The following is a 14191-nucleotide window of genomic DNA, read 5'->3' on the forward strand; positions in this document are numbered from 1 at the left end:
CTTGCTTTATCGTTGCCGCGGGTGCACACTCTTCATAACAGAGAGCACCGCTCTCGTTTTCCTCGAATGGAGCGATCATGACCGAACTTCACGTCGTCACCGGAGCCGGGCCCGTCGGCTGGACAGTTGCCGAACAGCTTGCTGCACAGGGTCATTCGGTGCGAATCCTGACCCGATCAGGCAACGGGCCCGAGCACCCGATGATCGAACGCCGCGCAGTCGACATCGAATCCGACGATCTCCGTCGACACCTCGACGGCGCCACCGCCGTGTACCACTGCACCCACGTCGCCTACGAGAACACGGTGTGGCGGAACAAGCTCGTCGCCATGCAGAACCGCGTGCTCGACGCGGCCGCGGGCACCGTCGTCGCGTTTCCCGAAAGTCTGTACGCCTACGGCCGGGTCGACGGACCGATCCGCGAGGACTCACCCCGCGAGGCGACGTTCCGCAAGCTGGGTGTGCGCACCCAGCTTCTCGCCGCGCGCGACGCTCACGCGACCCCCACCGTCAGCGTCGCCGCCTCGGATTTCTACGGGCCTCGGGTGATCACCTCGCACATGGGTGAGCGGGTGATCTCGCCGATTCTCGCCGGAAAGCCGGTCCGCGTCCTCGCCTCCGCCGACCTTCCTCACTCGTTCACCTACGTCCCGGATCTGGCAGCCGCCATGCTCACGGCCGCGGCGTCCCCGTCGATGTGGAACACCGTCCTGCATGCGCCCACCGCGCCCGCGGTCTCGCAGCGCACGATGATCGAGATGTTCTCGGCTGCTGCAGATCTGCCGACTCCGAAGATCGGTGCCATTCCGACCTGGGCACTGCGACTGCTGAGCGCGGTGCCCGGTCCGATGAAAGAGCTCGGCGACACCCTCTACCAGTTCCGCTACCCCTACCTTCTCGACTCGAGCCGCAGCGAGGCGATCCTCGGGCTACAGCCCACTCCACTCGCCGACGGCACGGCCGCAACGATGGCGTGGTGGACAGCCTCGACGCCCGCCGTCTCCGCATGACGGGTGGGGGCTAAAGTCCCGTCGGTGAGCGACGCTTCCTTCCGTACCCGACTGCGTGAGTCTCCGGGGGTCGGCAAGCTGACGACCATTCGGTTCGCCGGTCAGTTCGGCGACGGGTTGTTCCAGGCCGCGCTCAGTGGTGCCATTCTCTTCAACCCCGAGCGCGCGACGAATCCGGCCGAGATCGCGGCCGGATTCGCGGTGCTGCTGGTCCCGTATTCCCTGGTGGGTCCGTTCGCCGGAGCGCTTCTCGACCGCTGGGATCGCCGGTCGGTCCTACTGTGGGCCAACATCGTTCGTATGGTGCTGATCGTCGCCACCGCAATCCTGCTGTGCGCCGGGGTGGATGCCACACCGTTGTTGCTGTTGGCTCTGGCCACCGTAGGGCTCAGTCGGTTCGTTCTCGCGGGCGCGTCGGCATCACTGCCGCACGTGGTTCGGCAATCGTGGCTGGTCCCGATGAACTCGGTGCTGGCCACCGTCGGATCCGGTTTCGCAGCGGCAGGTGCGGGCCTCGCCGTAGCGGTGATCGGAGTGATCGGTGCCGGGGATTTCGGCTCGGGTGTCGCCGTGGGCCTCTCGGCCACCGGGTCGGTCGTCGGGGCGCTCGCCGCCGCGCGGTTCCGACCACGATCCCTCGGACCGGGCATCGAGAGCCGCACCGACAGTCCACTGAAAGACGTTGCTGCAGGACTGAAGTCGGGTGCCCAGGCCGTCTGGCGCTCCGCCGGTGTCACGACCGCGATGCTCGGCATCGGCGCGCACCGCATCGTGTTCGGCATCAACACTCTGATCATGGTGTTGGTTCTCCGCGAAACGACGAGCAGCACCCTGCCCGGCGGCCTTGCCGGCTTCGGCATCGCCGTCGGTGCCTCGGCGGTCGGCATGTTCCTCGCCGCCCTGATCACCCCCTTCGCCGTTCCCCGGTTCGGGCGCACCCGCACGATCGCTGCCGCTCTGGTGCTCGCCATCGTGGCGCAACTCGGTGCCGTCTCGGGCCTGACGCAGACCAGCCTGCTGCTCGGAGCCTTCCTCCTGGGCATCGCCGGGCAGACCGTCAAACTCAGTGGCGACGCTGCCATGCAGATCGAGATCGACGACGCCCATCGCGGACGCGTCTTCGCGTTGCAGGACACCGTGTTCAACGTCGCCTTCGTCGCCGCACTCGCTGCGGCGGCCTTCGCCGTCGGCCCCGACACGACCGATCTGAGCCAGGACCCCACCGCGCACGTCCTCGTGTTCGTCGGGGCAGGTATCTACGCCCTCGGCCTGGCCGCAGCGGTGGTGAACACCGGGCGCACACGCCGCTGACGTGGTGTATCTTTCCGTATCGGACCGATGGGTTTCGTCGGAGAACACGGGGGCACCGCATGCACGGCCGCTTGACGTCACTCGGCTGCATACTCGCGGTTGCCGCAGGTACGGCCGTTCTCGCTGCGCCACCGGCGTTCGCGGCGCCGCCTCCGCCGGTGAACTCCTGTGGCGAAACAGGATTCGACCCCAAGGACTACCCACCCGAGCCCATCGGACCGGGCAATCCACCACAGCTGCCGCCGTTGCCGGATCGTGTGGTGATCCCCGTGCCCTATCCGTCGATCGAACTCGTACCGGTTCCCGATCCGGCCCCGAACAACACCCGCGTACAGGCCGAACCGTTGACCGACCCGTGCGCGGACCCGTGCCCCGATCTCACCGACGACCCCCATTCACCGACGCCGGCAACGGGCTCGGCAGACCATCTGCCGTTCCCGCGCATCGAGATCGACCCGCAACCCGAGACCATTCCGATCCCGATTCCCGGCCCCGCTGCCCCGGGAACGCCGCCGCCCGCGCCCGCCGTCAACCCAGCGGAGCCAGGACCCACGACGGTCCCGCCCGGAGCACCTGCCGTCGGAACCGTCGAGGTCGTCTCCCAGCTGACCGGACCGGGATCGGAGAACCGCACCCACAAGCGCTGGCAGGTGAACGGAACCGACCTCGGCATCATGTGGGAGAGCAAGCCCGGTGAGGTCGCCGTGGCCTTCGGCGATTCCTTCGGCAAGGGGTGGGAGTTCGGCGTCGTGGGCGGCGACGACTGGCGTTCCAACGCACTCGGCCACAGCACCGACACCGACCTGTCCGACGGCATGACCCTGGACTCCATGGTGCAGGATTCCCGTTGTCACGCAGCCGAACTGCTGCCGTCGCGCAAGATAAAGAACTGGGAGACGACGGTCATCCCCACGTCGGGTTTCGCGATCGACGACCGGCAGTACATGTCGTACATGTCCATCAGGCGCTGGAGCACGATTCCCGGCATGTGGTGGACCAACTACGGCGGCATCGCCTACTCGGACGACAACGGCTCCACCTGGGTCAAGGACGAGCATGCCAAGTGGGACAACGTCTTCGGCTTCTCCAAGTTCCAGGTGTCGACGATGGTTCCGGCGGGGGAGTACGTCTACATGTTCGGCACCGTCAACGGACGCGCCGGACAGGTCGGGCTCGCCCGCGTCCCGAACGCCGACGTGTTGAACAAGACCGCCTACCAGTACTGGGTGAACGGCACCTGGGCTCCCGTCGGATCGAACGAGGCCACCCCCATCGCCGACGGTATGGCCGGGGAACTGTCGGTCCATCACGACGAGGCCCGTGGCCTCTGGCGGATGACGTATCTCGATCCGCTGCGCGGCGATATCGTTCTGCGCGAATCGAATTCACCGCAAGGTCAGTGGACCGCACCGACCACCCTGATCGACACCGCCGAGTACCCCAAGACCTACGGCGGATTCGTTCACCCGTGGTCGACGGCGAACGAGCTGTACTTCACCGTCTCGGAATGGGACAGCTACAACGTCTATCTGGTCAAGGCCGAGCTTCGCGCGTCGTGAGCGGAAACTCGTAGCAGGCTACGAGGTTTCGTGCACGTGCGGCGCAGCCGCTCCTACTGCGTGGGCCACCATTCGAGCAGCGCGGCCTCCGCGTCCTCGCGGGAGAGCGGTCCCCGGTCGAGACGCAGTTCTTTCAGAAACTTCCATGCCTTGCCCACGTCGGGTCCGGCCGGGATGTTCAGCAACTCCATGATCGCGTTGCCGTCGAGGTCGGGCCGCACCCGCGCCAGATCCTCCTGCTCGGCGATGCGGGCGATGCGTTCTTCCAGGTCGTCGTAGGTGGCCTGCAACGCGGCGGCTCGACGCTTGTTCCTCGTGGTCGAGTCGGCCCGAACCAGCTTGTGCAGCTTGGGCAGTAGCTCGCCGGCGTCCGTGGCGTAGCGCCGCACGGCCGAATCGGTCCACTGGCCCTTGCCGTAGCCGTGGAAACGCAGATGCAGGAACACCAGATGCGAGACATCCTCGATCATCTTCTTGGAATACTTCAAGGCGCGCATGCGCTTTCGCACCAATTTGGCACCGACGACCTCGTGATGATGGAAGCTGACTCCGCCGCCCGGCTCGTTTCGCTTGGTATCGGGCTTGCCGATATCGTGCAGCAGTGCGGCCCAACGCAATACGAGGTCCGGATCGCCGTCCTCGAGATCGATGGCCTGCTTCAGCACGGTCAGCGAGTGGGTGTACACGTCCTTGTGCTGGTGATGCTCGTCGATCTCGAGCTTCATGTTGGGCACCTCGGGGATGATCCGCTGCGCCAGGCCCGTCTCGCACATCACGTCGATGCCGTCGATCGGGTGCTCGCCGAGGATCAGCTTGTCCAGCTCCACCTGGATTCGCTCGGCGGTGATGCGGTCGATCTGCTCCGCCATGTCCTCGATGGCCCGGTGCACCCGTGGCATCAGAGTGAACCCCAGCTGGGAGACGAACCGCGCGGCCCGCAGCATGCGCAGGGGATCGTCTCCGAACGAGACCTCGGGTGCCGAGGGAGTATCGAGAACGCCCTCGAGTAACGCGTCCATACCGCCGAGCGGATCGACGAATTCCTGGGCACCGTCCGCGCCGAGACGTACTGCCATGGCGTTGACGGTGAAATCGCGTCGAACGAGATCTTCTTCGAGGCTGTTGCCGTACTGCACCTCGGGATTGCGGGAGACCTGGTCGTAGGAGTCGGTGCGATAGGTGGTGATCTCGATCGTCTGGCCGTCCTTGGCCGCGCTGATGGTCCCGAACGCGATGCCGGTGTCCCACTGATGGTCCGCCCAGCCCGACAGCAACGCCTGAACGTCCTCGGGCCTGGCGTCGGTGGTGAAATCCAGATCGGTTCCGAGTCGACCGAGAACTGCATCGCGCACCGAGCCACCGACGAGGAAGAGCTCGTGCCCCGCCGCGGCGAACAGTGCGCCCAGCGGAGTCAACACCGGAGCGAGTTCGCGCAGCGTCACAGCAGCTCCCGCCAGCAACCTCTCCCGGCGGGCATCGGTCTGCTCGGCGGAAACGGAGGACAGGGACTGATCGGCCACGGTGGGAGAGCCTACTTGCGCCGAGCCGATCGATTGTCCCGGCCTTCACCCCGCGGTGCGGCACGGTAGAAGAGTGCGCACAGGCAACTAGTATGGATCGGGTGTCTGCTGCCGAACGTGCGAACAGGAGCCGCCGCAACCCGCGGCGGCGTCAGGCACGCGCCGACACCGAAGCACCCAAGCTGCGGACCGTCCGCGAGACCTCGGCAGGCGGCCTGGTGGTCGACGGCCTCGACGGGCCGCCTGCCAAGCGCTGCGCCGCCCTCATCGGCCGCACCGACCGCCGCGGACGCCTCCTCTGGTCCCTGCCCAAGGGGCACATCGAGCAGGGCGAAACCGCCGAGCAGACGGCCATGCGCGAGGTCGCCGAGGAGACCGGCATCCGCGGTACCGTCCTGGCCTCGCTGGGCAGCATCGACTACTGGTTCGTCACCGAGGGCCGACGCGTCCACAAGACCGTCCACCACTACCTGCTCCGATTCCTGGGCGGCGAACTGTCGGACGAGGACCTCGAGGTGACCGAGGTCGCGTGGGTCCCGCTGACCGAACTGCCCTCTCGACTCGCCTACGCCGACGAACGCAAGCTCGCCGCCATCGCCACCCGTCTGATCGAGGACATGAGCAGCGGCAACTCGGGCGCACCCATCCCCGGCGGGAAGTGATCGTGCGGGCCCGGAAGGTCGCTGCCGCCGCATTGACCACGTTCGTTCTTGCGGTGGCACCGTCGGTCGGCTCCGCAGCACTGGTCCCCACGCAGCTTCCGAACGCCGCGGCCCAACCCGACTCCTCCGTCGGCGATGCGTCCGGCACCACCAGCGCCGTTCCGGACACTCCGATGACGCAGGACGGCAACCCCTTCCTGACGCTGAGCATCGAGACCGTCGCCCCCTCCACCGTCACCACCAGCAGCGACCCGTTCGTCACCGTGCGCGCCACGGTGACGAACACCGGGGACCGCCGCGTCGACGACGTCAGTGTCCGGATGCAGGCCGCTGCCGCCGTCGACACCACCGCCGGCCTGCGGACCTCCCTGACTCTCGACCAGGACCGATTCGAGCGAGTGGGCGATTTCGTCACGGTCGCCGACTCACTGGAGAAGGACGAGAGCCGCCAGTTCGACATGTCGATGCAGCTGCGCAGCACCACCGAACCTTCACTGGGAATCGAGGTGCCAGGCGTCTACCCGCTGCTGCTCAACGTCAACGGCACCCCCGAGTACGGCGGAACCGCACGACTCGACGACGCTCGCTTCCTGCTCCCGGTCGTCGGGTTGCCCCGCAACCCCGGTGAGATGGACCCCACCGCTCCCGGCGCGATGCCGCTGCCCCCCAACACCCGCAACCCCGTGGCGATGACGGTCCTGTGGCCGCTGGCCGACATCCCTCGCCTCGCTGCCGGAATCCCCGGATCCGTCGACGAGCGCGTGCGACTGATCGACGACGAACTCGCCGGCGAACTCGCCACCGGCGGGCGACTCGACACCCTGCTCAAGGCCGTCGAGTTCGCGACGCAACCCGGCCTCGATCCCGACGGCAGACTGGCGTCGAGCCTGTGTATCGGCCTGGACCCCGACCTGCTCGTCACCGTCTCGAACATGACCCGCGGCTACCTCGTCGTCGACAACCCGGCCGATCCCGCCAGCACGACGCGTGAAGGCACCGGAAGTGCAGCCGCAGCCGAGTGGCTGTCCCGACTCGAGACGATCGCGTCGAGCACCTGCGTGACGGCGATGCCGTTCGCCCAGACGGATCTGGGGGCGGTGGCCGATATCGGCGATCCCACGTTGCTGAGCAGTGCGGTCAGCGCCCCGGCAGACATCGTCGACGGCATCCTCGGCATCACCTCGACGCGCGGTTTCACCTGGAGCACCACCGGTGGCGTGGACGAGGACACCGCCGATGCCCTGCGCACGGCAGGAACCGGCACCGTACTGGTCGCCGATAACAGCATCAGCCCGCCGACCTCGGCCCCGACCTCGCTGCTGGTCTCGTCCGCGACCCAGCCATCGGACACCCAGCAGACCGAGACGCTGGCCGCCACCCAGTACGACGCCGCCACCGCGGCGGCGCTGGCCGGCGTCGGAGACACGCCGTCCACCCCCGCCCTGACCGCCACCGAGCAGCGTTTCGATCTCGCCACCGACTCGCGTACCGCGCGCCTGCAGGACGCGCTCGGAGCTGTGAACTTCCATGCGCTCGTCGGCACCGATCGGCCCGGGCGCACCGTCACCGTCGCGCCCCCGCAGTATTGGACCGCGGGGGGCGACGAACCGTCTGCCATTCTGTCGACGGTGTCCTCGCTGCTGCGTTCGGGGTTGGCCACTCCGCGCCCACTGGCCGAGTTGCTCGCCGAGCCCACGTCCGGACCTCCGGTGACCGGCATCGATGCAGCCACCGAACTCGATACCGGCACCATCGGCCTGGTGCAATCGCAGAGCGCCCGGGTCGACACTCTGATGCAGTCACTCGTCGAGGACCCGCAGTCGGCGCTGACCCCGCGCCTGTACACCGCCCCGCTGCGCGAGGACATGCTCCGAGCGCTGTCGACGGCCGGTCGCGCCAGTGCCGCCAGTGACGACACCGGCGTGATGGCGCGCGACCGACTCGCCGCCATTCGCATCGGATTGGACACCATCTACGGGTCGGTGACCGTGCTGGCCCCTGGCGGGGTCTACACCCTCGCCTCGGAGCAGAGTCCGCTGCTCCTCGTCGCCCGCAACGACCTTCCGGTCCCGGTCAACGTGCTGCTCAGGGTCGATGCGCCGCCGGAGATGACGATCAGCGACGTCGGCGTCACCCAACTTCCAGCCCGTGGATCACGGACCATCACCGTGCCGGCCGAAGTGGACGACACGCGCAATCTGTCGGTCGACTTCTCCGTCACGACGCTCGACGGGTCCCGGCTCGGTGAGGTCTCGACGGTGTCCGTGCGATCGAACGCATACGGCCAGGCACTGGCGATAATTACCGCCTGCGCCGGTGCTCTCCTACTGTTACTTGCAGGTCGACGCCTCTGGCACCGATTCAGAGGTCAACCCGACCCGGCCGACGAAGGGTACGAGAGACCATGACAGGCAACGTCCCGTACGACGGCGACCTGCCGCGGTCACGCATGCCTGCATCGCAGGTGTTCCGACGCACGACGCCACCGCGGTCCGCCCCCTGGGAGCGGCAGTCGCGGCCGGAGCTGCGCTCCTACCCGGCACCGCCGTCGCTCGACGGTCAGCCGGCCGCCGACGACACCGTCACGCAGATGATCCCGCGATTCCGGGACGAGGACTACCCCTATCCGTCGTCGAGCACAGCACCGTCCGGAACGGTTCCGCCGACGACAACTCCACCGGGCGGGCCCGCCCCGGCACCGCAGCCCGAGCCGCGGCCGCAGAAGTCACTGCTGGCCGCGTCGGGTTCGATCGCGGTGGCGACACTGGTCAGCCGCATCACCGGATTCGCCAAGCAGGTCGCCATGACGGCCACCCTCGGCGCGGCTCTGGCGAGTGCGTTCACCGTCTCGACGATCCTGCCGAACATGATCTCCGAGCTGGTCCTCGGCGCCGTGCTCGGAGCCATCGTCGTGCCGGTGTTGGTCCGAGCCGAGCAGGAGGACGCCGACGGCGGGCGGGCATTCGTGCGACGCCTCTTCACCATCGCAGTGGCGCTCCTCGGAACCGTGGCGCTCGCGGCGACGATCGCAGCCCCGCTGCTGGCGCGGCTGATGCTCGACGGCGATCCGAAGGTCAACGAGGACCTCACCATCGCGTTCACCTACCTGGTGCTGCCCGCGCTGATGTTCTACGGACTGTCCGGCCTGCTCACGGCCGTGCTCAACACCCGGCAGAACTTCAAGCCCGGCGCCTGGGCCCCGGTGTACAACAACCTCATCGTGCTCGCGGTGTTCGCCCTGTACCCCTTCGTCCCGGGCGAGATCACCGCGAACACCATCGAGATGAGCAATCCCAAAATTCTCGTTCTCGGCCTCGGTGTGACCGCGGGTGTCGTCACCCAGGTTCTCGCTCTGATCCCGGCCCTGCGCCGCGAACGCATCGACCTGCGCCCGCTCTGGGGATTCGACGAGCGACTCAAGAAGTTCGGCGCGATGGCCGCCGCGATCGTGCTCTACGTCGTCATCAGCCAGATCGGGCTGATCGTCGCCACCAGGATCGCGTCGGGCACCGACGATGCCAGCAACGTGATCTACTCGCAGGCCTGGATCGTGCTGCAGCTGCCCTACGGCATCCTCGGCGTGACGGTGCTGACGGCGATCATGCCCAGACTCAGCCGCAACGCCGCCAACGGTGACACCCCGTCCGTCGTCGACGATCTGTCGGTAGCCACCCGCCTGACGATGGTCGCGCTGGTGCCGATCGTGGTGTTCCTGACCTTCGCGGGGCCTTCGGTGGGCGAGGCGCTGTACGGCTTCGGCCGGTTCGCCGAGGTCGCACCCAGACTCGGCGAGGCCGTCAGCTGGTCCGCGTTCTCCCTCATCCCGTACGCCCTGGTGCTGATCCACCTGCGTGTCTTCTACGCCCGTGAGAAGGCCTGGACGCCGACGTGGATCATCCTCGGCATCACCGCCGTCAAGATCGGCCTGTCGTTGCTCGCGCCGATCGTCGCGTCCTCTCCGGAGCAAGTGGTGCTGCTCCTCGGCGCCGCGACCGGCCTTGGGTACACCGTCGGCGCGATCATCGGCGGATACCTGCTGCACAAGAGCCTGGGCAGCCTGCGGATGGCCAACGTCGGCAAGACGGTCTGGCTGGTGCTCATCGCCTCACTGGCCGGCGGCGCGGCCATGCTCGCGATCGACCGGATCCTCGGGCTCGACGCCATGATGAACGGCTGGGTCGGCAACTTCGCCCGCGTGGCGATCGACGCCGTCATCATGCTCGGCATCACGTTCTCGATCCTCTGGTTCGGCAAGATTCCCGAAGTTCTTGCGGTCACCGTAGCCCTGAGCCGCCTCGTCCGCAGGTTCCGCGGAGGATCCGACACGCGGGACGCAGATCTGGCCGCTGCAGAAACCGGCGTTATTCCGGTTATTCGAAGCGAGCCCACATGGGACACTGCGCGGGATCGGCTCCCGTACCCTGGTCATCGGCACCCGGGGGCACAAGCTCATGAGGGTCGACCGTTCGTAGATCAACACGGGGCATATTCGCCTGAAGGAGTGACAGTGACCGACGACGAAGTTGCTGGGGGGCCGGCACAATCTCCAGCAAGCGAAGCCGACCGAACGAGCGGCGGCGTCGAGGTCGACACCCAGGACCGCACCGAGCCCGTGAAGGCCGAGGCTTCTTCCTCCAAGACTCCGAAGCCCGCCGAGACGCCGGCGAAGACCGCGCCCGAATCGAAGACTGCAGTCGAGTCGAAGGCACCTGCTCCCGAGAAGGACGTCGAAAAGTCCGCCGACGAGCCCGCTGTCGACAAGCCTGCTGCCGCCAAGTCTGCTCCGAAGCCGGCCGACAAGACCGTCTCCATCTCCAAGGCTGCCCTCGCGGCGCGTCCGACCGACAAGACGATCTCCATCTCCAAGGCCGATCTGCCGGTCGAGACCGACGACGAGAAGTCCACACAGGAGTCGAAGCCCGCGGCGGATGCGGATCCCGAGAAGACCGCAGCCGTACCGGCCACACCCGGTAACGACGACTCGTCTTCCACCGACGACGTCGACACTGCTGCGGCTCCGGCGAGCGCTCCCGGGCGCACGCTCCGCGGCCCGACGCTCATTCCCGGTGCCTCCGTTGCCGGTGGACGGTACCGACTGCTGGCACCGCACGGCGGCGCGCGCGGCCTCAAGTTCTGGCAGGCCCACGACGTCAAGCTCGATCGCGAGGTCGCGTTGACGTTCGTCGACGCCGACCAGCAATCCACCGCCTCGACCGACGACCGCACTCAGGGACCGCAGGCGATCCTCTCGCGCACGCTGCGTCTGGGTCGAATCAATTCGCCCGGCCTCGCACGCGTGCTCGACGTGGTGCGTGGCAGCTCCGGCGGCATCGTCGTCGCGGAATGGACTCCCGGCCGGTCGCTGCGCGAGATGGCCGATACCGTGCCTGCACCCACCGGCGCGGCACGCGCGATCAAGGTGCTGGCCGAAGCGGCCGAGGCCGCGCACCGCAGCGGAGGTGCGCTGTCGATCGATCATCCCGATCGCGTGCGCATCAGCTCCAGCGGCAATGCCGTCCTCGCCTTCCCTGCAACACTGGCCGACGCCGACCCCAGTTCGGACGTCCGCGGACTCGGCGCGATGCTCTACGCCCTGATCACCGCAAAGTGGCCCCTGTCCGACACCACCGGCGGTGCCGTCGTATCCGGCGACGCAGCTCCGGCCCGCAGCGTCGGCGGTATGCGTCCGGCCGACCGCGACGACAAGGGTGCCCCGCTCGAGCCGAGGCAGGTTCGTCCCGACGTTCCGTTCGAGATCTCCGCCGTCGCAGTGCGGGCGCTGGAACAGAACAGCGGAATCCGTACCGCTGCCACCGTGCAGCACGTCCTCGACCAAGCAGCTGTGGTCAACGACAAGACGGATCTGATGCCGGCTCTGCGATTGGGCCAACGCGCGCCGGGCGCCAGTGGCCATTCGCTCGCCGACCCCGAGGAGATCGCCGCCGAGAAGGCGAAGTCGATGCGCACCAACATCGCCATCGCGGTACTCGGTGCCTTGACGGTCGTCGTGCTCGCGTTCGCGGGCTTCTGGCTGTTCACCTCGATCGCAGGCGACAACACCGAAACTCCGCTCGACACCCAGGACTTCGGACTCACGACTCCGGCCGAGGCACCGCCCGCAGCCGATTCCGCGGCCCCCCCGGCTCCAGCCGGTGGCCCGGTGGCGTTGGACGACGTCAGCGTCTTCTCACCCCAGGGTTCCGCCGACAACCCGAGCACCGCGTCCAACGTGATCGACAACGACCCCAGCACCGCGTGGACGACCGACTCGTACTTCCAGCAGTTCCCGGCTCTCAAGAACGGCGTCGGCCTGCTCGTGTCCATCCCGTCCTCGACGCTGCAGAACGCATGGATCGAATCGACGTCTCCGGGAACCGTCGTCGAGATCCGGTCGGCCCCGAACGACTCACCCAGCCTGAGCGACACCACGCTGCTCGGTGAGGCCACGTTGCAGAACGGCCGAACCGACATCGCCCTCAACGACGCGGAGCCGACCGGGAACGTCCTCGTCTGGATCACCAGTCTCAGCGAACAGGGTGGCCGCATCGCCACCTCGATCTCCGGGATCGGTTTCGACACCTGATTCGGGCACTCGGTAATCAATACCGGCTCGTTTCGTACTTCACGGTATTCATGGCCTAGGCTCCCCCCAATGCGTTAACACGGGGGGAGCCGTTTTCGTATGACCGAACGTTTCGATTCGGCGCCAGGGGAGCGCACGGATGCGGAGCTTCTGGCTGCTCATGCGGCCGGAGAGCCGAACGCCTTCGCCACGCTGATCTACCGACACCACGAACACCTGTGGCTGACGGCTCGGCGCACCAGCTACACGCCCGAGGACGCCTCCGATGCGCTGCAGGAGGCGTTGCTCTCCGCTCATCGCACGGCCGGGTCGTTCCGCGCCGACGCCGCGGTCCGAAGCTGGTTGCACAAGATAGTCGTCAATGCCTGCCTCGACCGCATCCGCAGAAACAAGGCACGCCCGTCGGTTCCGTTGAGCGAGAACGAAAGTCACGAGCCCGTATCTCCCAGAGATCGAATTTCCGAGACGGAGACGAGCATTCTCGTTCGACAGGCTCTGATGACGTTGCCACCCGACCAACGCGCAGCCGTCGTCATCGTGGACATGGAGGGCTACTCGGTGGCCGACGCTGCCGACCTGCTCGGCGTTCCCACCGGTACCGTGAAGAGTCGATGTGCCCGCGGTCGGCTCAAGCTCTCGACGCAACTCGCGTACTTGAAAGATGCAGGGAACCGAATCTGACCCCCTCGCGTCTATACCGTGTGAGAGAGAAAGCAGACTCGGCGAAGGGAGGCAGGATCGTGCCGTCGAGCACCGACGCTCTACAAGCCCCGTTCTCGCCGGAGCTACTCGCCGATCTGCATGCCGATGCACTTCCCGAGGACGTCAGTAGGCGACTGTGGCCACTGGTTCGCCTCGACGAGGATTCGATGCGGATCCTCGCCGGTCTCGACGCCGTCTCGGCTCGACTGCACGAGTTGGGCGAGGACCCCACCGGGACGTTGTCGATTCCGCCCGACGTCGCCCAACAGATCGATCGCACCCTGCACGCGGTCGAGCAATCGACGTCCCCGGTGGGCGTCGTCGTTCCGCTCCGTCCGCGCAGACGCCGTATGGTTCTCGGAACCGCCGCTGCCGCAGCACTTCTGACGGCCGGATCGGTTGCTGTCGCGGCGGCCGTGTTCACTCCGGACGAGCCCGAATCGATCGTTGCCGACCCCACGCAGGCTCCGGATTCGTCTCTGGTGCTCGATTCCGCCGACCTCGACTCCGGTTTCGCGTTCGGCATCATCGGCAAGCGGGATCCCGGAGCATTGGCCGATCCGGCCGACCTCGCTGCCTGTCTGCAGTCCAACGACGTGGATCCGGCCACCACCGTTCTCGGATCGAGTCGAGTGCGCGTCGACGGCCGAGACGGAACGCTGCTCGTCCTCGCCGGAGAACAGCCCTCACAGTTCATCGCCCTTGCGGTGGGCAACGACTGCAGCACTGCGAACCCGGACGTGCTGACGCGTCGCGATATCGGCTGACAGATCTCTCACCGGGGAACAACTGCCTCTAGGGTGGTGTTGACCAGATGTACGTCGACCGGCGTGTGCGCTGAACA

General features: G+C 67.2%; 9 protein-coding genes. 8 read left to right on the forward strand and 1 reads right to left on the reverse strand.

The window, feature by feature from the left end; genetic code table 11:
• Positions 1–77: 77 nt before the first annotated feature.
• Genes CH291_RS09710 through CH291_RS09720 form a run of 3 tightly spaced genes read left to right on the forward strand, consistent with a single transcriptional unit; the run spans position 78 to position 3880 of the window.
• A complete protein-coding gene (locus CH291_RS09710; protein WP_094687342.1) occupies positions 78–1010 on the forward strand; it encodes an NAD-dependent epimerase/dehydratase family protein in 933 nt (310 codons plus the stop codon).
• Between the two features lie 24 nt (positions 1011–1034).
• Positions 1035–2321, forward strand: a complete 1287-nt coding sequence (locus CH291_RS09715) for an MFS transporter (protein ID WP_094687447.1) — start codon at positions 1035–1037, stop codon at positions 2319–2321.
• Between the two features lie 59 nt (positions 2322–2380).
• Positions 2381–3880, forward strand: coding sequence for a DUF4185 domain-containing protein (locus CH291_RS09720; RefSeq protein ID WP_094687343.1), 1500 nt, complete (start codon positions 2381–2383; stop codon positions 3878–3880).
• 53 nt (positions 3881–3933) lie between these two features.
• Here the strand turns inward: CH291_RS09720 and CH291_RS09725 are convergent, their stop codons facing one another.
• The gene (locus CH291_RS09725) at positions 3934–5400 is read right to left on the reverse strand and encodes a CCA tRNA nucleotidyltransferase (protein ID WP_068047652.1); all 1467 of its coding nucleotides are present in this window, start codon (positions 5398–5400) and stop codon (positions 3934–3936) included.
• A gap of 101 nt (positions 5401–5501) precedes the next feature.
• Between CH291_RS09725 and CH291_RS09730 the strand changes: the two genes are divergently transcribed.
• The 5 genes from CH291_RS09730 to CH291_RS09750 all read left to right on the forward strand — a co-directional run bounded on the left by CH291_RS09730 (position 5502) and on the right by CH291_RS09750 (position 14114).
• A complete protein-coding gene (locus CH291_RS09730) occupies positions 5502–6062 on the forward strand; it encodes an NUDIX hydrolase (protein WP_068047657.1) in 561 nt (186 codons plus the stop codon).
• Positions 6059–8470 (forward strand): glycoprotein, encoded by a 2412-nt coding sequence (locus CH291_RS09735; protein ID WP_179276497.1) that lies wholly within the window; start codon positions 6059–6061, stop codon positions 8468–8470. The genes CH291_RS09730 and CH291_RS09735 overlap by 4 nt, the downstream gene beginning before the upstream one ends.
• Positions 8467–12645, forward strand: coding sequence for a lipid II flippase MurJ (locus CH291_RS09740; RefSeq protein ID WP_179276498.1), 4179 nt, complete (start codon positions 8467–8469; stop codon positions 12643–12645). Before CH291_RS09735 ends, CH291_RS09740 begins: the two co-directional genes overlap by 4 nt.
• A 99-nt stretch (positions 12646–12744) precedes the next feature.
• Positions 12745–13326, forward strand: a complete 582-nt coding sequence (gene sigM, locus CH291_RS09745; RefSeq protein ID WP_094687344.1) for an RNA polymerase sigma factor SigM — start codon at positions 12745–12747, stop codon at positions 13324–13326.
• 59 nt (positions 13327–13385) lie between these two features.
• Complete coding sequence (locus CH291_RS09750) at positions 13386–14114, forward strand: hypothetical protein (protein WP_143545907.1); 729 nt, start codon at positions 13386–13388, stop codon at positions 14112–14114.
• Positions 14115–14191 lie beyond the last annotated feature (77 nt).

Source organism: Rhodococcus sp. 14-1411-2a, from assembly GCF_002259485.1.
Taxonomy (GTDB): domain Bacteria; phylum Actinomycetota; class Actinomycetes; order Mycobacteriales; family Mycobacteriaceae; genus Rhodococcoides.